Origin of the sequence: Romboutsia faecis (assembly GCF_014323405.1) — a bacterium.
GTDB classification, from domain to species: domain Bacteria; phylum Bacillota; class Clostridia; order Peptostreptococcales; family Peptostreptococcaceae; genus Romboutsia_E; species Romboutsia_E faecis.
The window spans coordinates 594876-621108 of sequence record NZ_JACRWE010000002.1; the positions used below are offsets into that span (position 1 = coordinate 594876).

Below are 26233 nucleotides of genomic sequence, written 5' to 3' on the forward strand. Positions count from 1 at the left end.
TTATATAGTATATGACTTAATCTAAAGATAGCACTCCACAAATTATTGTGACAGTGTTATACATATTATGCATAACCCCAACATATAAGCTTAAAGCGTCACTTATATATTTCGGCAATGTTACCTTTTATTTTGCTTCACTGTGCTTAACTCTGCAAAACTACTTATTAACAATGCAACCTCTATCATTAGTTATATTCGATATTAAATTATAGAATATATTATAACATAAATAGAAAAAAATTCAAATAGATAAATAAACAAATAGTATAGTTAAGAAATAAAACTTCAAAAATATATGAGTTTAAGTTAAAATATTTAGTGATTGAATACGGATTATTATAGTAATAATTATTAAAATATAGGAGTGATTAAATTTGAGCAAAAAGAAGTTTTATGCTGTAAAAAAGGGTAAGTGTGTCGGTATATATAATACATGGGATGAGTGTAAATCTCAGGTTAATGGATTTTCAGGAGCAGAGTATAAGAGTTTTTTAACTATGGATGAAGCAAAAGACTATATTTATGGAAAAAAAGAAATGGTTATAAAAGATGAAAGTAATTTAGTAGAAGCATATGTTGACGGAAGTTATGAACACTGCATAAGAGAATATGGATCTGGTGTTGTTATTCTTAAAAATGGAGAAGTTCAAAAAACTTATAGTGAAAAAGGTAATGAAGAATCTCTTGTAACTATGAGAAATGTAGCCGGTGAAATAGAGGCAGCAAAAATAGCTATGGCTTACTGCCTTGATAATAATATAGGAAATTTAATTCTTTATTTTGACTATGAAGGTATAGAAAAATGGTGTACAGGAGTATGGAAAACTAATAAAATTGGTACTATAAATTATAAAAAATACTATGACAGCATAAAAGATAAATTAAATGTCAAGTTTGTTAAAGTTAAAGCTCATTCAGGTAATAAATATAATGAAGAAGCTGATAAATTAGCAAAAAAAGCAATAGGATTATAAAAATAAAAGCTCCACAATTCAAATACAATTGTGGGGCTTTTAAATATATAGACTCTTATAAATTAATCTTCAAATGGTCCGTATATATCTTCTAATTCTTTTCTAAAGTTAAGTGGATTATTTATTGATTCATACATAGCTCTAGCAAGTATATTAGCTTGATCGAAAGTTGATGTCCAAGAGAATATTCCTCCTAAACAATTGTTTAATACATATTGTGCTTTAAAATAGATTGAAAGATCGTTATCAAATGACATAGCGAATTGACCGTCTCTTACAAGATAAGGTACCTTAGCCACATTATCAAATCTATATTCATATCCATTTTTATTTATATAATTTCTTCTAAGTTCATCATAAGATACTGTTGTTGTAGCACCTAATCTTCCATAGAATGGAACACCTAATAATATTTTCTGAGAAGGCATACCATTATTGATTAAATTTTGTACCATTCCATCTACACTATAGCCAGGCAATGATAGATCTGACTCAAATAAGTTAGCTTGATGTCTTCTTCCTCTTTCACCTGTTTCTCCAGCTGTAAAGTCATAACTCATAAGGTTGAAATAAGTTATAAGAGGGGCTACTTTATCTACTTCCAGACTTCTATTTGTATATCCAACATCACCAGTTCCAGCTACACTTAGCCACGCATCATCCCCAATAACATCCCTAATTGCAGTTATTAAAAGAGTAAAGTTTTCTCTATCTTGTGGTCTAGATTTTATACCAGCAGCGCTACTTCCAGGATATTCCCAGTCTAGATCTATTCCATCTAAGCCATAATCACTTATAAGTTGATTTACATTTCTTGCAAAATCATATCTAGATTGAGGTGTTAAAGACGCATCAGAGAAACCTTCAGCACCCCATCCTCCTATAGCAGCTATAACCTTAAGTGATGGCTTTGATTCTTTTAATGAAACTAGATAATCTAAATATCTTGGAGTTGGAACTAATAAAGTACCATCTGGATTGATTTCAACAAAAGCATAAATAACCGCATCTAAAAATCTAGGATCAACGTTCTTAGGGTTACCAAATACATATTCCATAACTATAGGAGATAGATTAGGACAATTAGGATTACCTTCTTGTTGTTCACCAGGTGCATTTATTGGAGGTCTATTCATGTAATTCATAACCTCACAAGTACCTGATTTTTTAGAGTCATCTTCGGGCATAAAACATAAGTACCAATCCATACATTGATATTCTTTGCTACAAGACTTAACTCTGTTTTTTAACTCTTTACATGTTTTAGGTGGAGGTAAAACAACTGGCATACCAGGTAACCAGTTAGATGTTATATTATAACTGCAAAATGGTTATCTAGTACTTACTTCATTGTAAATTTATTTTGGTAATCTAGGATAAAGCTCCAAAGTAAAATCATCAGCCTTTGCTGTTTTATCTTTTTCATATAAAACTTTTTCTAATACAGATTTTAAGAGTGAGTTTTGCTCTTTTGCATCTGTAGCAATATAATAATTTTCTAAAACTTTTTCTATATTTGGTATTATTAACTTATTAGCTAGTATACTTTCGTTATAAGAAATTATAGCTAGATTAGATTCTGATATTTGACTTTTTAAATTATCTATTCTAAGTTTTAGAACATTAGATCTTTCTAAGAAAGTGTCTTCATCATATATACCACGTTCTAAAAAATCAAATAATTTACCTTTTTGAGTCTCGGTATCTTTTAATTCTTTTTGTAGTTTTTTTAATTCAAATTTTAATCTATCAATTTCTTGAGTATTTGTATTTGGTTCTATTCTTATCTTATAATCATATAAATAATTTTCAAGAGATTCTACTATAGACTTTTCTACAGATTTAGAATATGAAGAACGATTATCACAATGCCTACATGTTAAATAGTATTTATCTCTAGAGATTTTTTGAATCATACTATGACCACACTTCTTACATATAAGAATACCAGCAAGAGGATTAGAGATCTTCTTTTTAGTAGGGCTAATATATTTACTCTTTCTTATCTCCTGAGCTTTTTTGAAGGTAAACTCATCTATAATTGCTTCATGATTGCCTTTTGATATAATCTGTTCACTTGCAGGTCTAATTCTACTATGATTTTTTCTATCTACAGTTTTCCACTTAACATAACCGGTATATGTTATATTAGAAAGTATATCTCTTACGGCCTTATTTTTAAACTCAATATTATTATTTGTCCTGTAACCTAAACTATTTAATTTATTAGCTATTTTGGTTGCGCCATTACCTTCTAGATACATATCAAATATAAGTTTCACTGCTTTAGCTTGTTCTTCATTTATAACAAGGTTCTTTTTTCCCTTATCATCATATTTAAATACATATCCATAAGGAGCATCAGGAGATATATATTTTCCTTCTTCAATACTTTTTATTCTACCACGTTGTAAACGTCTGTTAATTAGCTTTAGTTCTTTTCTAGCCATAAATGCTTCAAATTCACTATATTCTTCATCAAACTCATCATCTAAATTATAAATTTTACGAGGAGTAATAATTTTAGTCTTAGATTGTTTAAATGTATCTAAGATTAATCCTTGATCTTGCATGTTGCCTCTTCCAAGTCTATCAAGATCCATGACTAGTACAGCATCATATTTTTTATTTTTTACTTCTTCGAGAAGTTCCATCATACGAGGTCTATGTTCAATATGTTCACCAGATACAAGCTCTTCTTTTATATCAATTATATTTAAATTTCTCTCTTTAGCAACTTTAAGGAGTGTAGTCTTATGTCTATGAAGGGTTTCGAATTGACCTTCTTTTTCTGCTTCAATATCTGCACGAGATTTTCTTAAATATATACAAGTATTCATTTTAAACCCACCTTTCATGATAATTATATCATGTTAAAAAAAATAAAAACCACTCAAATTTTAATAAAGAGTGGTTTAAAATAAATTTTAAAATTATTCTTGTATGCTTTCAAGTTTTTCAAGATTTATAGTATATATATTTTTATTTCCTAGTTTATATGATTCTAGTAATTTTAAATCCTCAAGTATTTTTATTTTTTTTCTGACTGTACTCAATCCGTATTCAGAATGATATACTAATTCAGATATACTTAATCCATCATCACCAAATAGAGCATTTTGTACAAGTATATATGCAATACATGATAATTTTTCATCTGAAATAAATATATCATGAGCTATTTTACTATAGTGGGAGAATTTCTCGCATTTATCAGTTAAGTTAATGCATAGTTCTTTCATAGACTTTATTATAAAATCAAAAAAAGTTAAAACAAAAGGAGTTAGGTCACCTTTATTTTTTTCATCGTTGCATATTTCAAAACTTTTGTAATATTTATTTATATTATTTTTTATAGTATAAGCTATTCTGTAAGATACTAAAGGTTCTAGTTGCTTTGATAGTAAATAACTGCTAATAAAACGACTAGTTCTTCCATTTCCGTCATAAAAAGGATGTATATATCCAAATAAATAGTGGAATACAGCTATTCTAATTAAAAAATTATAATTATCATTATTTAAAATATCTAATGCTTGTGACATAGACTCTATAATTTCTGATTCAGGCGTCAAACCTGTATGTAATACTTTTTGATGCTTATTATAGACATATACTTTTTCTTTTCTGAATATATCACCATCTGGAGCATGTTGTGGATTTTCATTTATTATATCAGTCAATGTAAGTTCATCATAAAGTGATCTAATAGATTTACATGAAGATAAATCTAAATCACTGTCCTCCAGAAGCATTTCATATTTTTTTACTATTCCGAAAAGTCTTTTATTTGGATTTTCATTTTTTTTATCATTTAGAATATCGCTTATTTCTTTTCGAGTACTATTTACGCCCTCTATTTCATTTGTCATTCTTATTTCATCGATTAGGCATGTTTGCTGATATTCTGATAGCGCAATAGGTGGAACATAACTTGATGCTGTAAATAAGCTTTTATCAAGACTTAAAATAGTACTTATTTTACTTAATATGTCGTTATTAATTACAACAAAAGCATTATTGTTTTTTATTTTAAAATTGAATTTATATGTGGACTCACTATTACATCGCATATTATATGTTTCTTCATACAGTTGTTTATCGCTATAGTATAAACTTGATAATAATTTATATTTCATAATATCACTTCCTTTCTATATATAAAATATTATAAATATTATAATTTATAATATTTAATAAGTACACAATAAAATTTTGTATATGCTTATTAAAAATAATATATTTTAATACTTAAAATCTTAATAACAGATAGATACTAGTTATTATTATCTATATTTAATATATTATTCTAATATATTTTTTTATATTACGTGATTTTAAGTAAATCTGAATATTTAGAAGAATTAAGCAGAAATGCTAGATATTCATGTGTAAAAGTAAAGAATGAAGAAGTTGAAGAAGCAGAAGAATTATTAAATTACATAGAAGAATTTGTTGAAAATAAAAAAGACTAGGAATTAACCTAGTCTTTTTTATTTATCAAGTTTTTTATAGAGTTCTTTATTTTTAGATCGAATTATATTAATTTGTTTATCTAATACTTTTAAATAAGTCTGTAGTTTAATTAAGTTGAGAATAAAGATAAAAGTGATGAAAATAAAAATAAATATTAATATTAATATAATCATAAAAATTTCCTTACCTCCATAATCAAAATAGTTAATATACTTTAGATATAATAACATATATTTTAATTATATAAAAATGTAATTTTAGGTTAAAAAAAGCATAAAATTCGTTATATAAAGAACTATTTCGTTTAAAATTTTTAACGAAAGTATATAAATGCGAATGTTGAAAAAGTGGCATTTCATAAGTGGTCATTAAGTGTGCATAAGTGGAATCAAATCCGAACAAAAAAGAAATAGTAATTAATTGGAATATTTTACAAATTAATTCAAGTTATGATAAAATATGTCGTGAAAACTTAACTTTAATGGGGGGGAAAATATGAACAAAAAAATTAAAACTTTGTTTATTGTATTGATAATATTATGTTTTATATCTGGAGTAACACCAGGGATGGGGATTATTACAGGAATATTAGGAATTATATTAAATAACCAAATTAAAAAGAACATTGATTTAAAGCAAAGTAAACTAGATTTAGAAAATGATATAAAAAATAATAAAGAAGAAATGAATAAATTAGAAGAAGAATTTAATTTAATGAAATCAAAAAGAGTATCCGAATTAAAAAAAATAGATAAAGATATTGATTGGGCTAGAATTACGAAAAGACAGGAAGAGAGGAAAATTGAAGATTTAAAAAATAACAATAGTATCATAAGAGATATAGTAAATTTAGAGGAAAAAAAGAATGAATTCAAAGGGGATATTAAAAAGTTAGAAGAAGAATTAAACAACGTTTCTAATAAACTTGAATTAACGACAGAAGTATTAAATTATCAAGAATTAGAAGAAGATTTATATACATTTCAAGTAGGTATGTTTGATAAGAAATATGAATATGAATTATCTGAAGAATATAATGAGCAGTTGAAATTAAATAGAGTCAAGCAAAAAGAAGTTGTAAAAAAAGGTGAAGCATTAAATACAAAAGATATAAATGACATATTTAGTTATAGTGTTAAAGACTCAGAAAAGAAAAGATATATAAATAATATACATAAACTTATAATTAGAACATTTAACAATGAATGTGATATTATAATTAATAAACTTTCAGTTGCTAATATAGAAAATAGTAGAAAAAGATTAGAAAGTGCAAAAGAACAAATTAATAAATTAGTATTAATTTTACGAATTTCTATAAATATGGAATATTACAAATTAAAAGTAGATGAGTTGCAATTACAATATGAATACTTGATAAAGATACAAGAAGAGAGAGAAGAGCAAAGAGAAATAAAGGAAAGAATGAGAGAAGAAGCGAAGATACAAGCAGAAATTAATAAACTTGAAAAAGAAGCTGAAAAAGAACAGCTCATGTATGAAAAAATGCTAGAAAAAGTTAAAGCAGAATTAGAAAAAGCGAGTTTAGAAGAGAAAAGTATTTTAGAATTAAAGATACAAAATTTAGAGAAAAATTTAAAAGAAGCAGAAGAAAAAATGAAGAGAGCTGAATCTATGGCTCAAAAAACAAGAGCAGGATATGTATATATAATATCTAATATAGGTTCATTTGGAGAAGATGTATATAAAATTGGTATGACTAGAAGATTAGAGCCTATGGATAGAGTAAAAGAATTAAGTGATGCTTCAGTACCATTCTCTTTTGATGTTCATGCAATGATATATAGTGAAGATGCTCCAACTCTTGAAAAAGATTTACATAATAAGTTTAATGAGAAAAGATTAAATAAAATTAATTTAAGAAAAGAATTTTTTAATGTCAAATTATCAGAGATAGAAGAAGAAGTTAATAATATAACAGGTGCGAGTATCAAATTTACAAAATTAGCAGAAGCGCTAGAATATAGACAAAGTAAATTAATGTAGTTGTTATAATAAAAAAAGATGTAGTATAAACCACATCTTTTTTTATTATAAATTATCAAGTTTTAATTTTATTAAATCTTCTGTTACATTGAGAGTAGAAGCTAGTTGAGGAATTGTATATCCGCAATATAGAGCCTCTTTGAAATCATCATCAGATATAATTAATTCAGCTGCAAAAGTATTAGCCTCTTTTTCATATATAGAAGTATTAATCATAGTATGATTTTTAAAATAGAACCCAGGACTAGTTCTGTGAAGTACAGCATGTCCGAGCTCATGGGCTAATACAAATTTTTTAGTTGCATTATCTAAATTATTATTAATAAATATAAATTTATTTCTTTTAATTAGACGGTACATTCCATAAGCGTTAGATAGATCATGTTCTATTATTTCTATATCTAAATATTGTGCTAGAGAATAAGGGTCTCTAGTCTTATATTTTTTTATTAAGCTAGAAACTATTTTTGGAATGCTAAAACTCATAAAACTCCCCCTTATATTCCTTATTCTTCTTTTTTATACTTTTTAGGTGTATATTTAGCTTTATTTTTTAATTTAGCGCTTTTTAAAGCTAATTCCATAGCTTGTTCTATAAGTTCAAGTTCTTCATAACCCAACTCAACTCCATTGTAGAAAGCAGGGCCATCTTGACCGCTTTTGAAATCATCCATAATTTGTTTTAAATCTTTCTGAATACTTTTTTCATCTTTTTTAGTTAATTCATTTGGATTGTAACTTGATTTAGTTTCTTTTTGTATATTTCTTTCCATAGGAATATCATGCCCCATTAACCAAGCTTCATTAACATCAAGTGCTTTAGCTATTTTATATATATTTTTTTGTTTTGGTTCATAACTACCAGAAATGTATGAACTTAAAGCTCCTTTTGAAATTCCGGTTAAATTAACTAAATCGGCTTGTTTTAATTCTCTAATTTCAAGGCCTTCTTTTATTCTTTCAGATATAGTTTTCATTAAAAACCTCCTTTCATATAGGTTAAATATAACATCAATGTTTAGAAAACACAACAAAAAGCGTTTATAATTTTGAAAAAAGTTTAGAAAACTGAAAAAAAGTTATTGACATTAAAAAATAGAGGTGCTAGAATGTAATCAAGTTAAGTTTAGAAAACTAAACTAAACTAAACTAACTGAAATATTTTTACAAGGAGGGAGAAAATGAGTTTTGATTATAAAAAACTAAAAGGAAGAATAAAAGAATATTATGATACTCAAGATAATTTTGCAAAAGCTTTAAACATAGGTAGGACTGGGTTAAGCTTAAGGCTTAATAATCGTATGGATTTTACCCAGAAAGAAATCAATAGGGCATATGTATTATTGGATTTGTCAAAAGAAGAAATACCAGAATATTTTTTTAAACAGAAAGTTTAGAAAGCTAAACTGAAATGGATTAATTAGGAGGAATAAAATGAGTAATTTAGCAATAGCACAAACAGAAATAGAAATAGCAGGAGTTCAAGAATTTTTAGGTAAAGAAATACCGGTTATAGAAGGTGGTTTTGGAGAAGGTGAAAAAGTTGTATTAGCTAAGACAATAGCTGAAATACATGGAGTAAGACCAAATGACATTCAGTCATTAATAAATGAAAATATTGATGAATTTGAGGAAGGTATTGATATTTTAGATTTAAAAAACTCAACCGACAGCATCGGTTCACTTTTAGAACTAGGATTTACGAAGCAATCCATAGCAAATTCAAAAAATATTTACATATTATCGGAGCAAGGATACTTTACATTAGTAAGTCTTATGAGAACTGAAAAAGCGAAAGAACTTAGAAAGAAATTTAGAAGAGAGTATTTTGCAATGAGGAAACAAATTAAAGAACATAAACCATCTTGTATAGAAGATGTACTAATATCGTCATTACAAGAAATGAAGGCTATAAAGCAACAGCTCAACCGAGCAACACATCATGCTTTATCAGCAAAAGCAGAGGTAAAAGAAATAAGAGAAATAGTGCAATTAGATACTACAAGTTGGAGAAGTGAAACTCAAACATTGATAGCAAAAATAGCAATAAACCAAGGAGGATTTGAACATATAAACTTACTTAAATCAGAAAGTTATGAGCTCTTAAATAAAAGATTTGGTGTTAAGTTAGATACAAGGCTTACAAATAAACGTAGAAGAATGGCAGAAGAAGGAGTATCTAAAAGTAAAAGAGATAGACTTAATTACTTAGATGTTATAGAAGAAGATAAAAAGCTTATAGAAGGCTATGTAGCAATAGTAAAAGATATGGCTATAAAATATGGTATTTCTAAAAATTAAAATAAAGAGCCAGTGAGCGTAGGAGGTAATGGAATGAAAGATTTAATAAAAATAGCAAAGGATCAAATAGATATATTAGAAGAAATACAATATGAGAATGTTTTAGAAAATACAAATCCTGTAGAAGTGAGTAAAGAGATAAGAAATTGGTGTGAGTTTATGAAGTCAATGAATGAAAATATTAGAATGTTTGGAAATGAAGATTTTAATTGGTGGAAGCAAGAAAATAGTTTCGGTAGAATAGATACTCAATCGAATAATCATATGAATTTTAGTAATATTGTTTTAGATAATATATCAACAGAGAAATTAGTTGAAGAGCTAGAAAAAAAGAGAGTGTAAGAAAACTGCTCAAGAAGGTCAAGTTCAAGAGCAGTATACATATTGGTGTGGTAAGCCTAGTTTATTTATCAGAAGATAATATTATCGACTTACATTGACTACAAGATTTAACAGAAACAATTAAACCATATAAAATGGTGAAAGAAATAGAAGTTAGTCAAGGTAATATATATATGACATTTTAAGCGGAAAGAATATGAATCCAGCGATAAAAATTGTAAAAAAATTGCTAATTACTTAGGATTAATAGTTGATGAATTAATAAAGTAAGATGGAATTCAATAATAAAAAAAGATAGCAGGAATAATCCTACTATCTGTCAATATTAGTCTTTATGAATTTTTTGGCAACACCAAAAACAACCATCAAATGATTTATAAGGATATTGTAATTTTGCAGCATTAATGGCATCTTCACAGCTTGAAAAAGAACCTATATATGTTCTGTTAAAGTACGAAGGTAGATAAGAACAATTAAAGGTATGAATTTCATGATTGCCATTATTGTCAACATTATCATTAAAATAATAATAATTCATAGCATCACCACCTTACCGATATGAGTGGAATTATATTCCATATAAAAATTATAACATAAGGAGTGTTAGAAGGTGAAAATAAATGACAATTTAAATCGAATTTTGAAAGGAAAAAGTATGAATGTACATCAGTTATCTAGAGGAGCAGGTGTAGCGCATGAAAATTTATACAAAATTTTAAAAGCAAAGAATAAAAATCCTGGAGTATATACAGTAAAGAAAATCGCTGATTATTTAGGATTAACAATAGATGAATTATTAAAATAGGTATTACTTAGTATAGGACAAAACTTGAACAACATAAAATTAATTAAAGGGGGGGTTCTCATGAGACATAAACATGATGTGAAATATGATTATGATGCGGAATATAAAATTGGTAGAGCAAAGGTTTATATTGTATCTCCTGAGACTGTATTAGGAAGAAAAATGACTGATGAAGAAATAAAAATGGTACTAGAAGATGTATCTAAAAATCAAAGTAGAATATATGAGTCAATAGCATTAAAAAAACAAAAAGAAAAAGATAATATTTAAAAATATGATAATCGAAAGATAAAAGGCGATAAGCCTTGAAACATTAAAAATAGGACAAGTATAGATCTATATTCAAAATTAAAAACCATCATACTCTATAAAATATGATGGTGTGGAAATTAGTATTTAATATACGCCATTTTCGAATTTAAAATTTTCCAAATTAATTGAATTATTATTTTCAAATGGATGTATACTTGCATCTTTATGAATATTTACATATTTTGAAATAGCATAAGTGAGAATTTCTATAGATAGAGTGCTTTTTAACAAATAAGAGCAATCACTATACTTATACCATTGACCAGAATTTTTTATAGTTTGTAATAGTTTATTATAATTTTTATTATTTTTATTGATGTTAATTTGTATTATAAATAAATTCAATATATCACCACCTTCAAAATATTTAGGATATTATATCAAAAAAAGAAGAATAATGACAAGAATATACTTAAAAAGCATTAAAAATGCAATAAACAACCTGAAGAAATGATTAAATGAAATAATTATATATAATAAATTAATCTAGTAGAAAGGAAAAGATTATGTTGTTCAAGGATATTTTGAGCATAACCTTAGAAGAAACTAACAAAACATATGAACAAATGAGCATATGTTTCATAATAAAAGATGGAAAATTAAAAGGATTTAGCAGAGAAAAAGGCCTACTGCAATAGGCCTAATTCAAAAATAAAAATTCTAATAGATTTAAATAGGAGGATAACACAAAATGAGCAAAATAGCAATATTATCTCAGAATGAAAAATTTAGAAAGTATTTAGATGCAAAGGTGGTAGCAGATACAAAAGATATGCTAAAAGAAGAATGGCTTAAACATAGACAAGCTGGAATAGGTGGAAGTGATGCTAGTTGCATAGCAGGATTAAACCCTTGGAAAAGTTCAATACAATTATATATGGATAAAAAAGAAGAAAATCCAAAGGAACTTAAAAGTTTAAAAATGGAGCTAGGAAATAGACTGGAAGGATTAGTGGCGGAATTATTTACAGAAGAAACAGGATTGAAAGTAAGGAATGTAAATGGGATATTAAAAAATGATAAGTATCCATTTGCACTAGCGAATATAGATAGAGCTATAGTTGGAGAAAAAGCATTTTTAGAGTGCAAGACTACAAATAGTTATGCATTAAAAGAATGGCAAGATGGTATACCTCCACACTATGAAATACAGTGTTTACACTATATGGCTATAACGGGAGCAACACATTGCTATATCGCAGCTTTAATAGGAAATAGTGATTTTATATGGCACAAAATAGAAAGAGATCAAGAAACAATTGATTATCTTATGCAAATAGAAAAAGAGTTCTGGGAAGAAAACATATTAAAAGATATAGTTCCTCTACCAGATGGAAGTGATGCTTACTCATTATACCTTAAAGAAAAGTATAAGCAGTCCAATGGTCAAGAAATTGAATTACATTTCTTAAAAGATGGACCAGCTAAATTACTAAGATATGACGAGATAGTTTCAGATATAAAAGAATTAGAAAGTGAAAAGAAATTAATAGAGCAGGAAATACAAAGTGAAATGCAAGAGTTTGAAGTTGCTAAAGTAGGAGATAGAAAGATAACTTGGAAAACTTCAAGTAGAAATACAATAGATTCTAAACGTTTGAAACAAGAAATGCCAAACATAGCTGAGCAATATATGAAAACAAGTATATCAAGAACTTTTAAAATAGGAGGATTAAAATAATGGCAGATTTAAAAAATAAATTACAAGCAAAGGCATCAGGAGGAAATTCAGTAAAACAAGTAAGCCCTAATAAGGCCATGGAACAACTTATGGAAAAGATGGCAACACAAATTAAGAAAGCTTTACCAGAACATATGTCGAGTGAAAGATTTCAGAGAGTTGCTTTAACTGCATTTAGCAGTAATCCTAAATTTTTAAATTGTGAACCTATGAGTTTCTTAGCTGCAATGATGGATAGTGCTCAATTAGGTCTAGAGCCAAATACACCATTAGGTCAAGCTTACTTAATACCATATGGTAATAAAGTACAATTCCAGGTTGGATATAAAGGATTGCTAGACTTAGCCTTAAGAAGCGGTAAAATGAAGACTTTGTATGCTCATGAGGTTAGAGAAAATGACACATTTCAAGTTAAATATGGATTACATCAAGATTTAATACATGAACCAGTTTTAAAAGGTAATAGAGGTGATGTTATAGGGTATTATGCAGTATACCACTTAGATACAGGAGGTCATAGTTTTGTGTTTATGACTAAAGAAGAGGTATTAGAACATGCTAAATCTAAGAGTGCATCTTTTAATAAAGGTCCTTGGCAAACTGATTTTGATGCAATGGCAAAGAAGACTGTTATAAAACAACTTTTAAAATATGCTCCAATGTCTATAGAAGCGCAAAGAGCTATGGTAAGTGATGGAACGGTAAAAACTCAAATAGATGAAGATATGAGTTTGGTAAATGATGAAACAAATTCCTTAGAAGTTGACTATGAAGTAAAAGAAGATATCCCAGAAGGTCAAGCTACTTTTGAAGGAGTTGAAAAATAATGTACTGCGAAAAATGTGAAGAAGAGATAGAATATGAAGCTGTAATTTTAGGAATATGTAATCAAGAATTTAACTTTTGTAGTAGAGAATGCAGAGACGAATATATAGAAAACTTAACTGTATTAGAGGAGTTAAATTAATGCAATTAATATACATGACAATATTAGCCTGACATTCTAGTAATTCTAATAATTCTAGGATGTTGGCTAGGTATAAAATTTTTAATTAAAAGATAGTAGGTGATACACATGGCAATATATAGACCGGTACATGTAACTTTTTGGCAAGATCCTAAGGTAATAGAAGAAATGACTCCAGAAGATAAGTTATTTTATTTATATTTGATAACTAATCCAAAAACAACACAGATAGGGATTTATCAGATAACTAAAAAACAAATATCCTTTGAGTTAGGTTATTCAATAGAAAGTATAAATGCTTTAATGGATAGATTTATTAATCATCATAAGAATATCAAATATAACAAGGAAACTAGAGAGTTAGCGATTTTAAATTGGGGTAAGTATAATTTTCCAAGAGCTGGAACACCTATAGAAAATTGTGTAAAAAAGGAACTTAAAGAAATCAAAGATAAAGAGCTTATAAAGTTAGTTGGAGAAAAAATTGAGAATAAGAAAATTAAAGCAATATTTGATGATTTTCTTAATAATCCATGTGACGAGTTACGTGACGGAGAATGTGACGAAGGGAATAACAATAACAATAACAATAACAATAATAATAACAATAACAATAATAATAACAATAACAATAATAATAATAACAATAATAATAATAACAAAGAAGAAATAAATGTTGTTGTTGATGAAATAAAAAAAGCTTTTAATTCTTTTGATGATAAAACTATTAAAGCAATAGAAGATTCTTTTAAGAAAAAAGGAAAAGATATAAATTACTTATTAGAAAAGATAGATATGACAAAAAAAGCTAATACAAATAACGCAGCAGGTTACTTAATATCAGCTATAACAAATGATTATAAATTTAGTATTAACAATGCTAAATGTTTTATACCTCAAGTTAAAACTAGATTTCATAATATAAATCAAACTTTTATGAATTATGATCCGGATGAACTGGAAAAACTTTTAAGAGAAAGCCAAAAAGGTAAATTTCAATAATTAGGGAGGATATTTAGTGAGCAAAAATACATTATTCGAGGAAAATATGAAGTTAGTTCCATTTACAGCTAATAAATACTTTAAAGCTTTTATCAATATAAATAAAGAATTTAAAGAAGACCTATTTCAAGAAGGGTATATATATTTATTTAAAGCTGCAAATACATATGATGAGAGGAAAGGTAAATTTTCTACAATAGCAATTAAATGCATATATGGAGGAATGTACAACTATATAAATCGATATTTCAATAAGCACTATAATAACGGCTATATGAGTTTAGAATCTAAAGTTTATAATGATAATACTATAAAGCTTGAAGAACTAATAGGATATGAAGAAAATTTCTCAGAAGTTTCTGATTACTATGTAAGTAAAATTAAAAAAGTTAAGATTAAAAATATAGATAAAATTGTTGAATTAGCTTTTTTAGGATACTCTCAGAGTGAAATTGGAAGAATATTAGGAATTTCTCAAGAGGCTGTTTCAAGTAAAATTAAACGTGCAAGAGTAGAAATATCATTACAAGAAAGGTTAGATTGTATAATTTGTAATTTAAGAAATATTAATCATAGTAGATATATACAAGGAGATCCTTATGGAGTTATATAGATTAAAAGAATTGATATATTTAGCTATAGCATATATGGAAATAGGATGTAATGAATTAGATGTGTTAATAAAAGCTGAAAATGAATTAAAGAATATAGAGGGTAGCAGAAATGAAAAAACTAAGAAAATTAACTAGAGAAATAAAAGAATATTTTAGTAAAAGAGGGATAGATTATAAGGATTATCTTTTAGAAAGAAAAGATGTAGTAGATGAATTTGGATACAAATATTTTCAAGTATTCAATGTAAAAGAAAATAAGCTTGAAAGATATTATTATCAAAAGTAGGTGGTGGAGATTATGAGTTGTAGATTTGCTAAATTTGATTGTGAAGAAGGAAGATATTATTGTAGCATGACTGATGATCAATGTATGTTCTACGTTGCAGATGAAAAACTTTGTTATGAAAAATATCAAGAAGGACCATTAGCACTTGATCTTTATGGTGATGACTAAGAAAAGTAAATAAAAGGGAGACTTTAAATTATGGGTAAAAGTAAATTTGAAATAAAATGCAAAGAGTGTAGAAGTACAACTATAATTATACGATACAATGAAGATAATGAAGAGGTTGTAGTTGAATGTTTATTTTGTGAAAACAAGATAAGGATAAAACAATAATTTTTTTAGGATATAAAATGAACCATAAGAGCGGGTGGAGATATGATACATAAAAAGAGAAGTGAATCAACAGAGCAGATAACACTGATACAATGGTGTAATTTAAATAAATGTGTATGGCCAGAGTTAGGATTAATATTTCATATACCTAATGGTGGTCAAAGGAATAAAACAGAAGCTAGAAGGTTAAAGACAGAAGGAGTTAAGGCTGGTGTTCCAGATTTATTTTTACCAGTAGCTAGAGGGAAGTTTCATGGTTTATTTATAGAAATGAAATATGGTAATAATAAGGCAACTCCTAAACAAAGAGAATGGATAATAGAACTAAATAAGCAAGGATATTACGCAGTAGTATGTAACGGATTTGATGAAGCTAAAGCGACTATAGAATCGTATATAAAAATGACATAAAGATGGGTGATTGAGTTGAACATAAAAAAAGATTATATAGAAAAGACAAAAGAATACTTGAAAAATTTAAGAGTTAAATTAACTAAAAAGGATATGTTGAAAGATGAGATAGAAATATTAAAGGAAAGACAAAGTTTAAATGATGGAATAGAATATGGGTGTTCAATACAAAATTCAAGCTATAAGAGCATAGCTGACTTAATAGAAAGTTATGATACTCAAATTACTCACAGAGAAGCTCAAATAGATAAAATAGATTTTTCTATGAGAATGTATGAAATATACTCTAGAGAGTTAACAGATACTGAAAAGAATATAATAAACTTAAGATACTTAAAGAATAAAAGAAAAAATGGATCGTTTGAATATATAGCAGAGAAATTAAAGTATTCAAAGAGTCAAGTGGCGAGGATGCATGATGAAGCGATTGAGAAACTTGCATTTTATATATATGGAGAAGAAGCTACTTATGTATAATATTATGGGAAATTCGTGGGAAAAACATGGGAAAAACATGGGAAGCAGAGTGGAAATAAAATGTGTTAATATGTTAATATAGCAATAATAAAAAGCTATATAAATTAAGTGATTTATGTCACTATATACCCTTTAATCCCTAAGATAAAAAGACTAGATTACAAGATATCTAGTCTTTTTTAGTATTAATAAGTATAATAGTATTTAATAGAAAAATATTTAGGGGAGATAATAATGGGATTAAGATTTAGAAAAAGTATAAACCTTGGTGGTGGAGTTAAGTTAAATGTAAGTAAGAAAAGTGTAGGTATAAGTGCAGGAGTAAAAGGAGCAAGAGTATCTATTAACTCGAAAGGTAGAAAGACAACATCTGTAGGAATTCCGGGTACAGGCGTTTCTTATGTATCAACTAGTAATATATCTAAAGGGAAAAGCAATAATACTACTAATAATAATAAAAGTAACATTCTAGTAAGTGAGCTTGAACTTACAGAAGAAAATGTATTAAAGAGATCTAATGAGTATAAACGTATAAGTAAAGCTCTTTTTATAATAGCTATATTATTATTTATAGCAGCATTTCCTTTAGGAGCATTTGTATTCTTACTATCTATAGTGGCTATACTATTTGCATGCTTAACGAATATCATGGGAAGATTTATAAAATGGCAAGGATTAAAACAATTAAAGGATAAGGATATAAAGGAATCTTAAGAGTAGGATTCCTTTTTTATTTGAAAGGATATATATGATTACTAAACTATGTGCAAGATGTAAAGTAACAATACAGTATCCTCAAACATACTGTGATCGCTGTAAAGAGATAGTAGATAAAGATAAGGAAGAAGCTAAAGTTAAGTATAGCAAAGCAGCCAATAGTAGATATAATAAAAAACGAGATCCTAAGTATGTTAGGTTCTATAACTCTATGGAGTGGAAGATACTATCTAAGAAGTACTTGCAGGATAAGAAGTATAAGTGTGAGGACTGTGGAGCTATAGCTAGTGAAGTACATCATATCAAAGCTATACAAACAGAAGAAGGATGGCTATTAAGATTAGACTATAATAATCTTCGTTGTCAGTGCCTAGAGTGTCATAACAAGAAGCATAATAGGTTTAAAAGAAGAAAAAAATAACCAAAAGCCATATCAATATGACCTATTTAAAGCCGTGTGTACATATTAAAGGTATAAATACATTAAGGATAAAATAAAACCTCTTAGAATGGCTCACATGGGTAGGGGTGGGTGAAATTCTATGAATGGTTTTGGGGATAACGATACAAGGGGAGGTTTTTATACAAAAAACTCCCCACGGAGAAATTCAAAAATAATTTGGAGGTGATTATGGTGGCTGGTCAAAGACAACCTATTGAGTTAGTGGTGGCTAAAGGTAAGAAACATCTTACAAAAGCAGAAATTGAAGCTAGAAAAAATTCTGAAATAAAAGCTAAATCTGATAAAATAAAGACACCAAAAAACCTAACAAAAGAAGAGAAAAAAGAATTCAAAAAGATAGCAAATGAATTAGTTGAATTAGATATAATGTCTAACTTAGATTGTAATTCATTAGGTATGTATATAAGAGCATATGGAAATTATGTTAAAATTTCTGAAACATTAATAAATATGGATCCAGTTAAAGATTTTGATACTTATAATAAATTATCTATATTAGAAGATAGATATACAAAACAGTGTAGGAGCCATGCAATAGATTTAGGACTAACTATATCAAGTAGATGTAAATTAGTCGTTCCTAAACCTCCAGAAGAACCTAAAAAAAATAAATTTGCTAAGTTCGGTGGAACATGATGAGAGATAGAGCTACAGAATATGCAAAAAGAGTTGTTAATGGTGAGGTAAAGGCTGGAGAGTTACATATTCTTGCTTGTAAAAGACATCTAAATGATTTAAAAAGGCAAAATACAGAAGAATTTCCTTATTATTGGTCAAAAGAACAAGCAAATAGAATAATAGACTATGCAGAAACGCTAACTATTGCAGAAGGTTCTGAACCTAAACCTGTAAGATTATTAGATTGTCAAGCTTTTGATTTAGCAGTTCCATTTGGATGGTTTAAAGTAAATGGGAACAGACGATTTAGACGTAAATATAAATCTATGGCAAGACAAAATGGTAAAACCTTTGAAAATGGTATAACTGGTACATATGTAGCAGGGTTTAGTAGTTATAGATTCGGTAAATTATTTACAGTAGCTACAAAAAAGAGACAAGCACGGCTTGCTTGGGAGGAAATGGCTAAGTTTATAACTATAGATGAGGACCTAAACGAATTATTTAAGGTACAAGACTATAAATCTTTAATAACTGCATTAAAAACAGACTGTACAATAGAAGCTTTATCTAAAGAAGCAGGATTAGATGATGGTTTTAGGTCTATATATAGCTCAATAGATGAGTTACATCAACATAGAGATAATAAAATATATAAGGCAATATATAATGGAACTAGATCTTTAAAAGAAACTTTAGTTAGTATGATAACTACTAGAGGTGATAAATTAAATAGTTTCTGTAAAGAAATGGATGATTACTGTATAAAGATCCTTCAAGGCTTAACTGTCGCGGAGGATTTTTTTGTTGATATATATTGTTTAGATAAAAATGATGATATATGGGACGAAAATAACTGGATAAAAGCAAATCCTTTTTTAGCATCAACTGAAGAAGGGCTTGAAACATTAAGAACAGATGCACAAACTGCTAGAGATATGGGAGGTTCTGATTTAAGGGACTTCTTGGTTAAATGTCTTAATATGTGGGTGCAAAATACAGATGACCAATTTATAAATGTAGACAAATGGAAAGAATGTGGCTCAGATAGAACTTTAGATGACTTTAGAGGACAAGAATGTTGGGTAGGACTAGATTTATCAAGTGGGGGAGACTTAACTACATTATCGCTTGAATTTGATGATGAAGATGAAAATAGTTACTTATATTCACATTCATTTATGCCAAGAGGAAGACTAGAGGAACATGTAGAGACAGATTTAGCGCCATATGATCTATGGGAAGAGATGGAGTTATTAACGGTAACAGGTGGTAGCTCAGATTATAAAAATGATTATAAGTTTATTATTAATCATTTGAAAAAAATCAAAGAAGAGTATGGCTTAAAATTTATGGGGATAGGAGTAGATCCTCACAATGCTGATGGTATACTTTCTGATTTAGAGGAGTTTGGATGTCCAGTACTATTGATTACTCAGTCAGCTAAATTTTTAAATGATGCTACTGTAGATATGCAATTAGCTGTAAAAAGTGGGAAGGTTGAGTATGATAGGCGTAACGAACTACTAACATGGAGTTTTACTAATGCCAAAACAGTTAAAAACTCATTTGGAGAAATCAAAGTAGATAAAGAACCTAGAGCGAAGTTTAAGCGTATAGACCCAGTCGATGCGTGTATAGATGCTAGAACAGTGAAAATGAAAATTAAGACTAAAGAAGTTGTTAATGTTGAGACAGAACTTGATAAGTACTTAGCAAAAATGGGATGGAAAAAATAATTTGAGAGGAGGTGAATAAAATGAAAATTACTAAAAGGTTTAAGAATGCCTATAAAGCATTTAAAAATAATTCAGCAGATATAGAACTAGAGCATCTTTTAGACTTTTTAGGGTTAAAAGGTGTAAATAAAGATGATCTAAGTGAAGCTACATATTTTGCATGTCTTAAAGTACTTAGTGAATCAATAGGGAAACTCCCATTGAAATTATTAAAATATACAGATAAAAATGGTGTTACAGCCGCTAGAGATCATCCATTATATAGAATTTTAAAAGAAAGACCTAATCCATATATGACTGCAAGTACATTTTGGAGTACAGTTGAGTATAATAGAAATCACTTTGGGAATGCTTATATATTAATAGATGGAGCAGGAGAAGATACCAAGCTATGGATTTTAGATGATAGAAAAATGCAAATTTGGTATGATGATGCTAGATTATTAGGTGAAAATGCTGATATTTATTATTTATATTCAAGTGGATCTAAGTTTTATAAATTTGGTTCAGAAGAGATACTCCATTTTAAGACAAGTCATACATTTGATGGGATAACAGGTGTATCAGTACGACAACAATTAAAAACAAGCATACAAGGGAACTTAAAATCTCAAGAATTACTTAATAAAATGTATGAAAATGGGTTTACCGCGAAGGCAGTAGTACAATATACAGGTTCTTTAAGTGATGATAATGTAAAAACATTTATATCAGGTATAGAAGACTATGCAACAGGCAAACTCGAAAATGAAGGTATTAGAAATATAATACCTATGCCACTTGGAGCAACACTTACACCATTAAATATTAAACTTGCTGATAATCAATTTATAGAAGTTAAGCAATATAGTGCGCTTCAAATAGCTAGTGCATTTGGAATTAAACCTTACCAAATAGGAGATTATACAAAGTCAAGTTATGCAAGTGCTGAAGCACAACAATTAAGTTTTTACGTTGATACTTTGTTATATATTCTTAAACAGTATGAAGAAGAGATAAGTTATAAATTATTAAGTCAGTATGAACTAGATCAAGGGTTACATTTTAAGTTTAATATATCTGTAATACTAAGAGCAGACTTAAAAACTCAAATAGAAACGTTGAGTACTGCAGTAGGTAATTTTATATATACACCAAATGAAGCTAGAGCTCTATTAGACATGGAAGCGAAAGAAGGTGGAGATAAATTACTAGGAAATGGAGCGAGTATACCTGTTAATTTAGCAGGAATACAGTACCAGAAAGGAGATGATACAAATGAATGATGAAAAAATAGAAAAAGATTTTATTTTTAAAGCAGCAAATGTGGAAACTTGTGAAGTTACAGAAGAAGATCTAAAGAAAATAAATAAGTTTACACTATCTCCAGTGACTGCAGAGGAAGTATATGTATTTAAAACTGTAGTAGGAGATAATGAGTTAGACGATAGAAACTTTGAACCATTTAATTTAAATGCATTAAAAGATTTAAAGAAATTATATATTGGTAAAACAGTAATAAAAGATCATAGAAGAAGTGCAGATAATCAAGTTGCAAGGATATTTGACACAGAATTAATTCAAGATGCTTCAAAATTAACAGGAGCAGGAGAAATATATACTAAATTAGTAACAAAGCAATATATGATAAAAACTTCAAAGAATGAAGACCTAATAGCAGAAATTAAAGGTGGAATTAAAAAAGAAGTATCTACTGGATGTAAAGCAAAACATGCTTATTGTAGTATTTGTGGAACTGATAATGTTACAACCTATTGTAATCATTATTGGGGTAAAGAGTACAATACGGTAGAAGGTAAAAAAATATGTTATTTTACCTTAGATGGTGCAAAAGAAGCATATGAGTTATCTTTAGTTGCAGTTCCAGCCCAACCAAGAGCTGGTACAACTAAAAACTATGGTGCTAAAATTAAAGATTTTATTGATGAAAATGAAAAAGAAAATAAAAAAAATAATGATATAAACAAAGAATCTGAACTTAAGTTAAAACTTAAAGCATTAGATTCTTTTTTATTTATAAAAAATAATACGGAGGGATTAGTTATGAATAAGAAAATGAGAGAAATATTTGCTAAAATAGAGCAAAAAGAAGCAATGGCAAAAGGATTTATGGAAGATGGAGAAAATAAAGACTTAGCAAAGGCAGATACTTTATGGAAAGAAGTTGAGGAGCTAAAAAAAGAATTCGATCTAGCAAAAAAAATGTATGAATCAGAAAAAGAAAAAAATACACCGACAGATGATGATTTAGAAAAAGTTAAATCTGATAAAAATAAAGAAGATGAATTAAAGAATTTTACAAAAGCATTAAGAAGTTTTATTACAGGTAAAGGGTTGGTAGAAAGTGTAGATGCTAATGGTGGTTATACAGTACCTGTAGATGTGTCTACTAAAGTAGAGTACTATAAGGATGTTGATTATTCTTTATTACAAGACATAGATGTTGAAAAAGTAAGTACTAATAAAGGATCAAGAACTTATCAAAAGAAAGGAGAAGTAGATACTTTTGTTGATATAGATGAAAATGGAGAAATAACAGAAGAAATTGAAGCACCTACTTTTGAAAGATTAAATTATACTATACAAGATAGAGCTGGATTTATGCCTGTATCAAATGACTTAATAAATGATAGTGATTCTAATATTATAGATATAGTATCACAGTGGCTAGGTAAAGCGGATGTTGCAACGTCTAATAAAAAAATATTAGAATTAGTTGCTACTAAAGATGAAGTAGACTTAAAGGACGTTGATGGTATTAAAAAAGCGCTTAATGTTACATTAGGGCAAGCTTATAAGAATGGAGCTAAAATATATACTAACGATGATGGTTTAAATTATTTGGACACATTAAAAGATACTACTGGTCGCCCTTTATTAAACCCAGATCCAACTGCACCATCACAAATGCAATTAAGATGCGGAACTACTGTATTAAATATTAAAGTACTACCTAATAAAGTATTTCCAACTAACACACAAAAAGTACCATTTATAATTGGTAATTTATTTGATTATGTAAAAAAGTTTGATCGCCAATCTATGAGTATAATGGCATCTAATGTAGCAACTTTAGGTTCATTTAATGCATATGCTAAAAATATGACCTTACTAAGAGCTATCATAAGAGATGATTATAAAGTTAAAGATAAAGATTCGATTGTAAATGGATATATAACTATTGCTGAGTAGGTATAAACTATGATTACTATTGAAGATATAAAAGATTATCTTGGTATAGATTATGAAGATTTAGCTATAACAATTAGACTAAAACATCTAAAAAGAGTAGCTGATCTGTATTTAGAAGGTGCTTTAGGTATAGATTATCCTCAAGAAGATGAAAGAGTTAAAGAAATAGCATTAATTATAATTGAAGATCTCTATGATAATCATAGCCTTAACGATAAGGTAAGTGGAAATGTAAGAAGATTAATTAATGATTTTTCTTTACAAATAAAGTGTGATATGAAGCGAAAGAAGGGTTAAAATGGTTTATAATAGACCGATTATAATACAAAAACTCAATGAAGATACAGAGGAGTGGAGCGATTATTTAAGGCTCCGCTCTTCTATTAATAAATCAAAAGGCTCTGAATATTTATCATCAGGTACAGTTCAATATTCTCAGGAACTTGTTTTTAATGTGAGATACTGTACTCCATTAAAAGAAATATCGTTAAATACACAACAATACAGAATAGTATTTGAAGATGTTATTTATGATATAGAAGATTATGATGATTATATGTTAAAACATAAGAATGTAAAACTTTTAGGAGCTGGAAGGCATGAGCAAATGTAATTTAAATAGTTTAGCTGATACTTTATATAAAGAGCTTAAAAGCTATAGTGAAGATGTTACAGAAAGTGTAAAAAAGATTACCGAAGAAGTTGCGGTGGACTTAGTTAAGAGAACTAAAGCGGATGCAAAGATAGGAAGAAGAAGAGGTAAATATAAAAAAGCTATAGCTAGTAAAACTAAATATGAAAATAAATATAAAAAAATTAAGGTTTGGTATGTTAAACAACCTGAACATAGATTAGCACATCTTCTTAATCATGGTCATAAAAGTAAAGATGGCGGTTTTGTAAAAGGAGATAACCATATAACTAAAAATGAAAAAATAGCAATTAAAGAATTAGAAACTAAAATAGAAAGAGTGGTTAAGGATGGATCTTAAAGATATTATTACAGATGAAACTAATATAAAGTCTAAAGAAATTCGTTTCTTAAAACCACCTGGTTATCCATATATCGTGTTTAATGATGAACAACATTGTTATGGTTCAGATAATAAGAAAGCTCTTATTATTAAACACACTGTGTCTCTTGAGTTATATACTAAAACAATAAATCAAGATGAGTCCTCAGATAAAGTTGAGAATTTAATATTAAATATATTAGGGACTGACTATAGGAGACGTAGAGATTGGATTGACAGTGAAGAACATTATTTAACTGTATATGATTTTGAATTCTCAGATAAGAAAAGGAGATAAGTATATGTCAGAAAGAATAACATTAGGAAGCGGAAATTTATATTATAAAGAATTCACAGGAGAAATACCTGAAAATGAAACTATAGAAACAGAGCAAAATAGACTTGGATATATAAGTGGTGGTGCGACACTAGAATATAAGCCTACATACTATGAGGCTAAAGATGATTTAGGTGTAGTTGTTAAAACTATACTTACAGAGGAAGAAGTTATTTTAAAAAGCGGGATAATGACATTTAACGGAAAAACACTAGAAGTATTATGCGAAACTGGTAGAGTTACAGAAGATAGTTCCAAACATATAAGAACTGTAAAAATTGGTGGCCCAGGAAATGCTAATGGGAAATCTTATATAATTCACTTTGTACATAAAGATCCAGTTGATGGAGATATAAGAATTACTATAGTAGGTAAAAACCAAGCTGGTTTCTCATTGGCTTTTGCTAAAGATAAAGAAACTGTAATTGATGCTGAATTTAAAGCACTACCACAGGATAGTGAAGGAACATTAATAAAATACCAAGAATTTGATAGTACAATAACAGAATAATGGTAAAAGAGGGATATCCCTCTTTTATTTTACTTTAGGAGGAATTTATGAGCAGTATAGATTTTAATTCAAGAGAAAAAAAGTATTTAACTATAACACTTAATGATGATAAAAAAACAACTATTATGATTTTAAGCCCTAGTAAAAAGGTGATGAATAAGTTAGTAGAGATAAAAGATTTGATTGATGATGAATCTAATGATATATCTGAAGATGAACAGATAAATATATTATATGAAACTTGTTCAGTAGTAATGAGTAGAAACAAAGGTGGAATAAATATTGGAAAGGATCTATTAGAAGAAATATTTGATATAGATGATGTTCAATTTTTCTTAAGTAAATATATGGAGTTTGTCGGCTCTAGAATTAAAGGAAAAAACTAAAAATCCCTTATTATCCAATTGATGATGATAATAGGGGATTTAATTATGATATCACAACATTTTGGGAACATATGGTTTCTGAATATACTGGATTAAATATGCTAGATGTAGAAGAGTTAGATTATATAGATTATTTACAGTATAGAAGAGATGCATTTATATATAAACAGTCTCAAACTGAGAGCGGTGTAGAGTATTTGGAGAATGCTTTTAGATTAGAACAAACAAAGCCAGATAGGCAGAAGTTAAAACAATTTTTATAGAAA

General features: G+C 27.9%; 38 protein-coding genes and 1 riboswitch. Of the genes, 32 read left to right on the forward strand and 6 right to left on the reverse strand.

Annotated features, from left to right (window positions below; genetic code table 11):
- Window positions 1–20: 20 nt before the first annotated feature.
- Window positions 21–193, reverse strand: a riboswitch (Lysine riboswitch).
- Window positions 194–377: 184 nt separating this feature from the next.
- Window positions 378–977 carry a ribonuclease H1 domain-containing protein gene (locus H8923_RS06175; protein ID WP_153972028.1) on the forward strand — a complete coding sequence of 200 codons (600 nt, stop codon included), beginning with the start codon at window positions 378–380 and terminating at the stop codon, window positions 975–977.
- A 62-nt stretch (window positions 978–1039) separates the two neighbouring features.
- Here the strand turns inward: H8923_RS06175 and H8923_RS06180 are convergent, their stop codons facing one another.
- The 3 genes from H8923_RS06180 to H8923_RS06190 form a co-directional block, all read right to left on the reverse strand.
- A complete protein-coding gene (locus H8923_RS06180) occupies window positions 1040–2266 on the reverse strand; it encodes a glycoside hydrolase family 18 protein (protein WP_153972027.1) in 1227 nt (408 codons plus the stop codon).
- A 69-nt stretch (window positions 2267–2335) separates the two neighbouring features.
- The gene (locus tag H8923_RS06185) at window positions 2336–3817 is read right to left on the reverse strand and encodes a recombinase family protein (RefSeq protein WP_153972026.1); all 1482 of its coding nucleotides are present in this window, start codon (window positions 3815–3817) and stop codon (window positions 2336–2338) included.
- Between the two features lie 93 nt (window positions 3818–3910).
- Window positions 3911–5116, reverse strand: coding sequence for a Fic family protein (locus tag H8923_RS06190; protein ID WP_153972025.1), 1206 nt, complete (start codon window positions 5114–5116; stop codon window positions 3911–3913).
- Between the two features lie 192 nt (window positions 5117–5308).
- Between H8923_RS06190 and H8923_RS06195 the strand changes: the two genes are divergently transcribed.
- A complete protein-coding gene (locus H8923_RS06195; protein ID WP_153972024.1) occupies window positions 5309–5452 on the forward strand; it encodes a hypothetical protein in 144 nt (47 codons plus the stop codon).
- Between the two features lie 496 nt (window positions 5453–5948).
- Window positions 5949–7460 carry a DUF4041 domain-containing protein gene (locus H8923_RS06200; RefSeq protein WP_153972023.1) on the forward strand — a complete coding sequence of 504 codons (1512 nt, stop codon included), beginning with the start codon at window positions 5949–5951 and terminating at the stop codon, window positions 7458–7460.
- Between the two features lie 45 nt (window positions 7461–7505).
- Here H8923_RS06200 and H8923_RS06205 read toward each other — a convergent pair whose 3' ends face one another.
- Window positions 7506–7946, reverse strand: a complete 441-nt coding sequence (locus H8923_RS06205; protein WP_153972022.1) for an ImmA/IrrE family metallo-endopeptidase — start codon at window positions 7944–7946, stop codon at window positions 7506–7508.
- A gap of 20 nt (window positions 7947–7966) precedes the next feature.
- A complete protein-coding gene (locus H8923_RS06210; protein WP_153972021.1) occupies window positions 7967–8437 on the reverse strand; it encodes a helix-turn-helix domain-containing protein in 471 nt (156 codons plus the stop codon).
- Between the two features lie 204 nt (window positions 8438–8641).
- Here H8923_RS06210 and H8923_RS06215 point away from each other — a divergent pair, with 204 nt between their 5' ends.
- The 5 genes from H8923_RS06215 (at window position 8642) to H8923_RS06235 (ending at window position 11178) form a co-directional block, all read left to right on the forward strand.
- Window positions 8642–8857 (forward strand): DUF739 family protein, encoded by a 216-nt coding sequence (locus tag H8923_RS06215; protein WP_153972020.1) that lies wholly within the window; start codon window positions 8642–8644, stop codon window positions 8855–8857.
- Window positions 8858–8894: 37 nt separating this feature from the next.
- A complete protein-coding gene (locus H8923_RS06220; RefSeq protein WP_153972019.1) occupies window positions 8895–9761 on the forward strand; it encodes an ORF6N domain-containing protein in 867 nt (288 codons plus the stop codon).
- Window positions 9762–9794: 33 nt separating this feature from the next.
- On the forward strand, window positions 9795–10103 hold the full coding sequence (locus H8923_RS06225) for a hypothetical protein (RefSeq protein WP_153972018.1): 309 nt from the start codon (window positions 9795–9797) through the stop codon (window positions 10101–10103).
- Between the two features lie 610 nt (window positions 10104–10713).
- On the forward strand, window positions 10714–10908 hold the full coding sequence (locus tag H8923_RS06230; RefSeq protein ID WP_187127862.1) for a helix-turn-helix domain-containing protein: 195 nt from the start codon (window positions 10714–10716) through the stop codon (window positions 10906–10908).
- Between the two features lie 60 nt (window positions 10909–10968).
- The gene (locus tag H8923_RS06235; RefSeq protein WP_153972017.1) at window positions 10969–11178 is read left to right on the forward strand and encodes a hypothetical protein; all 210 of its coding nucleotides are present in this window, start codon (window positions 10969–10971) and stop codon (window positions 11176–11178) included.
- A 126-nt stretch (window positions 11179–11304) separates the two neighbouring features.
- On the opposite strand, the gene H8923_RS06240 is transcribed toward H8923_RS06235, so the two are convergent.
- Complete coding sequence (locus tag H8923_RS06240) at window positions 11305–11565, reverse strand: hypothetical protein (protein WP_153972016.1); 261 nt, start codon at window positions 11563–11565, stop codon at window positions 11305–11307.
- A 346-nt stretch (window positions 11566–11911) separates the two neighbouring features.
- Between H8923_RS06240 and H8923_RS06245 the strand changes: the two genes are divergently transcribed.
- From H8923_RS06245 to H8923_RS06355, 24 genes are all read left to right on the forward strand, one after another.
- The gene (locus tag H8923_RS06245) at window positions 11912–12901 is read left to right on the forward strand and encodes a YqaJ viral recombinase family nuclease (protein WP_153972015.1); all 990 of its coding nucleotides are present in this window, start codon (window positions 11912–11914) and stop codon (window positions 12899–12901) included.
- On the forward strand, window positions 12901–13728 hold the full coding sequence (locus H8923_RS06250) for a recombinase RecT (protein WP_153972014.1): 828 nt from the start codon (window positions 12901–12903) through the stop codon (window positions 13726–13728). Before H8923_RS06245 ends, H8923_RS06250 begins: the two co-directional genes overlap by 1 nt.
- Window positions 13728–13868, forward strand: coding sequence for a hypothetical protein (locus tag H8923_RS06255; RefSeq protein ID WP_153972013.1), 141 nt, complete (start codon window positions 13728–13730; stop codon window positions 13866–13868). Before H8923_RS06250 ends, H8923_RS06255 begins: the two co-directional genes overlap by 1 nt.
- A 108-nt stretch (window positions 13869–13976) precedes the next feature.
- Window positions 13977–14870, forward strand: coding sequence for a replication protein (locus H8923_RS06260; protein WP_187127863.1), 894 nt, complete (start codon window positions 13977–13979; stop codon window positions 14868–14870).
- A 16-nt stretch (window positions 14871–14886) separates the two neighbouring features.
- The gene (locus tag H8923_RS06265) at window positions 14887–15483 is read left to right on the forward strand and encodes a sigma-70 family RNA polymerase sigma factor (protein ID WP_153972012.1); all 597 of its coding nucleotides are present in this window, start codon (window positions 14887–14889) and stop codon (window positions 15481–15483) included.
- Window positions 15470–15619 (forward strand): hypothetical protein, encoded by a 150-nt coding sequence (locus tag H8923_RS06270; RefSeq protein ID WP_153972011.1) that lies wholly within the window; start codon window positions 15470–15472, stop codon window positions 15617–15619. The genes H8923_RS06265 and H8923_RS06270 overlap by 14 nt, the downstream gene beginning before the upstream one ends.
- Window positions 15594–15770 carry a hypothetical protein gene (locus tag H8923_RS06275; protein ID WP_153972010.1) on the forward strand — a complete coding sequence of 59 codons (177 nt, stop codon included), beginning with the start codon at window positions 15594–15596 and terminating at the stop codon, window positions 15768–15770. The genes H8923_RS06270 and H8923_RS06275 overlap by 26 nt, the downstream gene beginning before the upstream one ends.
- Window positions 15771–15782: 12 nt before the next feature.
- The gene (locus H8923_RS06280; RefSeq protein ID WP_153972009.1) at window positions 15783–15938 is read left to right on the forward strand and encodes a hypothetical protein; all 156 of its coding nucleotides are present in this window, start codon (window positions 15783–15785) and stop codon (window positions 15936–15938) included.
- Between the two features lie 30 nt (window positions 15939–15968).
- Window positions 15969–16103, forward strand: coding sequence for a hypothetical protein (locus H8923_RS17470; protein ID WP_263457698.1), 135 nt, complete (start codon window positions 15969–15971; stop codon window positions 16101–16103).
- A gap of 42 nt (window positions 16104–16145) precedes the next feature.
- Window positions 16146–16514 carry a VRR-NUC domain-containing protein gene (locus H8923_RS06285; RefSeq protein ID WP_153972008.1) on the forward strand — a complete coding sequence of 123 codons (369 nt, stop codon included), beginning with the start codon at window positions 16146–16148 and terminating at the stop codon, window positions 16512–16514.
- A gap of 15 nt (window positions 16515–16529) precedes the next feature.
- On the forward strand, window positions 16530–16991 hold the full coding sequence (locus H8923_RS06290) for a sigma factor-like helix-turn-helix DNA-binding protein (protein ID WP_147516492.1): 462 nt from the start codon (window positions 16530–16532) through the stop codon (window positions 16989–16991).
- A 234-nt stretch (window positions 16992–17225) separates the two neighbouring features.
- Window positions 17226–17705 (forward strand): DUF4236 domain-containing protein, encoded by a 480-nt coding sequence (locus H8923_RS06295; protein ID WP_153972007.1) that lies wholly within the window; start codon window positions 17226–17228, stop codon window positions 17703–17705.
- Between the two features lie 34 nt (window positions 17706–17739).
- Window positions 17740–18129, forward strand: coding sequence for an HNH endonuclease (locus H8923_RS06300; protein ID WP_147516490.1), 390 nt, complete (start codon window positions 17740–17742; stop codon window positions 18127–18129).
- Window positions 18130–18339: 210 nt separating this feature from the next.
- Window positions 18340–18807 (forward strand): phage terminase small subunit P27 family, encoded by a 468-nt coding sequence (locus H8923_RS06305; protein ID WP_153972006.1) that lies wholly within the window; start codon window positions 18340–18342, stop codon window positions 18805–18807.
- Window positions 18807–20528, forward strand: a complete 1722-nt coding sequence (locus H8923_RS06310; protein WP_153972005.1) for a terminase large subunit — start codon at window positions 18807–18809, stop codon at window positions 20526–20528. The genes H8923_RS06305 and H8923_RS06310 overlap by 1 nt, the downstream gene beginning before the upstream one ends.
- A gap of 20 nt (window positions 20529–20548) precedes the next feature.
- Window positions 20549–21793, forward strand: coding sequence for a phage portal protein (locus tag H8923_RS06315; protein ID WP_153972004.1), 1245 nt, complete (start codon window positions 20549–20551; stop codon window positions 21791–21793).
- Window positions 21786–23720, forward strand: a complete 1935-nt coding sequence (locus H8923_RS06320) for a phage major capsid protein (protein WP_172976731.1) — start codon at window positions 21786–21788, stop codon at window positions 23718–23720. The genes H8923_RS06315 and H8923_RS06320 overlap by 8 nt, the downstream gene beginning before the upstream one ends.
- 9 nt (window positions 23721–23729) lie before the next feature.
- Window positions 23730–24017 (forward strand): head-tail connector protein, encoded by a 288-nt coding sequence (locus H8923_RS06325; RefSeq protein WP_153972002.1) that lies wholly within the window; start codon window positions 23730–23732, stop codon window positions 24015–24017.
- A gap of 1 nt (window position 24018) precedes the next feature.
- Entirely contained in the window at window positions 24019–24333 is a 315-nt protein-coding gene (locus tag H8923_RS06330; protein ID WP_153972001.1) for a phage head closure protein, read from the forward strand.
- Window positions 24320–24712, forward strand: coding sequence for an HK97 gp10 family phage protein (locus H8923_RS06335; RefSeq protein ID WP_153972000.1), 393 nt, complete (start codon window positions 24320–24322; stop codon window positions 24710–24712). The genes H8923_RS06330 and H8923_RS06335 overlap by 14 nt, the downstream gene beginning before the upstream one ends.
- On the forward strand, window positions 24702–25031 hold the full coding sequence (locus tag H8923_RS06340) for a hypothetical protein (RefSeq protein WP_153971999.1): 330 nt from the start codon (window positions 24702–24704) through the stop codon (window positions 25029–25031). Before H8923_RS06335 ends, H8923_RS06340 begins: the two co-directional genes overlap by 11 nt.
- Window positions 25032–25035: 4 nt before the next feature.
- On the forward strand, window positions 25036–25581 hold the full coding sequence (locus H8923_RS06345; RefSeq protein ID WP_153971998.1) for a hypothetical protein: 546 nt from the start codon (window positions 25036–25038) through the stop codon (window positions 25579–25581).
- A gap of 47 nt (window positions 25582–25628) precedes the next feature.
- Window positions 25629–25967, forward strand: coding sequence for a hypothetical protein (locus H8923_RS06350; protein WP_153971997.1), 339 nt, complete (start codon window positions 25629–25631; stop codon window positions 25965–25967).
- 71 nt (window positions 25968–26038) lie between these two features.
- A complete protein-coding gene (locus tag H8923_RS06355; protein WP_207707764.1) occupies window positions 26039–26230 on the forward strand; it encodes a hypothetical protein in 192 nt (63 codons plus the stop codon).
- The last annotated feature ends 3 nt before the right edge of the window (window positions 26231–26233 follow it).

Excerpts from the sequence above, each read along its gene's own strand:
- H8923_RS06345 (WP_153971998.1), top strand. The coding sequence starts at position 25,036 with ATGTCAGAAAGAATAACATTAGGAAGCGGAAATTTATATTATAAAGAA.
- H8923_RS06280 (WP_153972009.1), top strand. The coding sequence starts at position 15,783 with ATGAGTTGTAGATTTGCTAAATTTGATTGTGAAGAAGGAAGATATTAT.
- H8923_RS06355 (WP_207707764.1), top strand. The coding sequence starts at position 26,039 with ATGGTTTCTGAATATACTGGATTAAATATGCTAGATGTAGAAGAGTTA.
- H8923_RS06310 (WP_153972005.1), top strand. The coding sequence starts at position 18,807 with ATGAGAGATAGAGCTACAGAATATGCAAAAAGAGTTGTTAATGGTGAG.
- H8923_RS06320 (WP_172976731.1), top strand. The coding sequence starts at position 21,786 with ATGAATGATGAAAAAATAGAAAAAGATTTTATTTTTAAAGCAGCAAAT.
- H8923_RS06185 (WP_153972026.1), bottom strand. The coding sequence starts at position 3,817 with ATGAATACTTGTATATATTTAAGAAAATCTCGTGCAGATATTGAAGCA.
- H8923_RS06200 (WP_153972023.1), top strand. The coding sequence starts at position 5,949 with ATGAACAAAAAAATTAAAACTTTGTTTATTGTATTGATAATATTATGT.
- H8923_RS06220 (WP_153972019.1), top strand. The coding sequence starts at position 8,895 with ATGAGTAATTTAGCAATAGCACAAACAGAAATAGAAATAGCAGGAGTT.
- H8923_RS06215 (WP_153972020.1), top strand. The coding sequence starts at position 8,642 with ATGAGTTTTGATTATAAAAAACTAAAAGGAAGAATAAAAGAATATTAT.
- H8923_RS06270 (WP_153972011.1), top strand. The coding sequence starts at position 15,470 with ATGGAGTTATATAGATTAAAAGAATTGATATATTTAGCTATAGCATAT.
- H8923_RS06190 (WP_153972025.1), bottom strand. The coding sequence starts at position 5,116 with ATGAAATATAAATTATTATCAAGTTTATACTATAGCGATAAACAACTG.
- H8923_RS06255 (WP_153972013.1), top strand. The coding sequence starts at position 13,728 with ATGTACTGCGAAAAATGTGAAGAAGAGATAGAATATGAAGCTGTAATT.
- H8923_RS06335 (WP_153972000.1), top strand. The coding sequence starts at position 24,320 with ATGAGCAAATGTAATTTAAATAGTTTAGCTGATACTTTATATAAAGAG.
- H8923_RS06340 (WP_153971999.1), top strand. The coding sequence starts at position 24,702 with ATGGATCTTAAAGATATTATTACAGATGAAACTAATATAAAGTCTAAA.
- H8923_RS17470 (WP_263457698.1), top strand. The coding sequence starts at position 15,969 with ATGGGTAAAAGTAAATTTGAAATAAAATGCAAAGAGTGTAGAAGTACA.
- H8923_RS06260 (WP_187127863.1), top strand. The coding sequence starts at position 13,977 with ATGGCAATATATAGACCGGTACATGTAACTTTTTGGCAAGATCCTAAG.
- H8923_RS06285 (WP_153972008.1), top strand. The coding sequence starts at position 16,146 with ATGATACATAAAAAGAGAAGTGAATCAACAGAGCAGATAACACTGATA.
- H8923_RS06250 (WP_153972014.1), top strand. The coding sequence starts at position 12,901 with ATGGCAGATTTAAAAAATAAATTACAAGCAAAGGCATCAGGAGGAAAT.
- H8923_RS06225 (WP_153972018.1), top strand. The coding sequence starts at position 9,795 with ATGAAAGATTTAATAAAAATAGCAAAGGATCAAATAGATATATTAGAA.
- H8923_RS06295 (WP_153972007.1), top strand. The coding sequence starts at position 17,226 with ATGGGATTAAGATTTAGAAAAAGTATAAACCTTGGTGGTGGAGTTAAG.
- H8923_RS06300 (WP_147516490.1), top strand. The coding sequence starts at position 17,740 with ATGATTACTAAACTATGTGCAAGATGTAAAGTAACAATACAGTATCCT.
- H8923_RS06245 (WP_153972015.1), top strand. The coding sequence starts at position 11,912 with ATGAGCAAAATAGCAATATTATCTCAGAATGAAAAATTTAGAAAGTAT.
- H8923_RS06275 (WP_153972010.1), top strand. The coding sequence starts at position 15,594 with ATGAAAAAACTAAGAAAATTAACTAGAGAAATAAAAGAATATTTTAGT.
- H8923_RS06315 (WP_153972004.1), top strand. The coding sequence starts at position 20,549 with ATGAAAATTACTAAAAGGTTTAAGAATGCCTATAAAGCATTTAAAAAT.
- H8923_RS06305 (WP_153972006.1), top strand. The coding sequence starts at position 18,340 with ATGGTGGCTGGTCAAAGACAACCTATTGAGTTAGTGGTGGCTAAAGGT.
- H8923_RS06325 (WP_153972002.1), top strand. The coding sequence starts at position 23,730 with ATGATTACTATTGAAGATATAAAAGATTATCTTGGTATAGATTATGAA.
- H8923_RS06210 (WP_153972021.1), bottom strand. The coding sequence starts at position 8,437 with ATGAAAACTATATCTGAAAGAATAAAAGAAGGCCTTGAAATTAGAGAA.
- H8923_RS06235 (WP_153972017.1), top strand. The coding sequence starts at position 10,969 with ATGAGACATAAACATGATGTGAAATATGATTATGATGCGGAATATAAA.
- H8923_RS06350 (WP_153971997.1), top strand. The coding sequence starts at position 25,629 with ATGAGCAGTATAGATTTTAATTCAAGAGAAAAAAAGTATTTAACTATA.
- H8923_RS06205 (WP_153972022.1), bottom strand. The coding sequence starts at position 7,946 with ATGAGTTTTAGCATTCCAAAAATAGTTTCTAGCTTAATAAAAAAATAT.
- H8923_RS06330 (WP_153972001.1), top strand. The coding sequence starts at position 24,019 with ATGGTTTATAATAGACCGATTATAATACAAAAACTCAATGAAGATACA.
- H8923_RS06180 (WP_153972027.1), bottom strand. The coding sequence starts at position 2,266 with ATGCCAGTTGTTTTACCTCCACCTAAAACATGTAAAGAGTTAAAAAAC.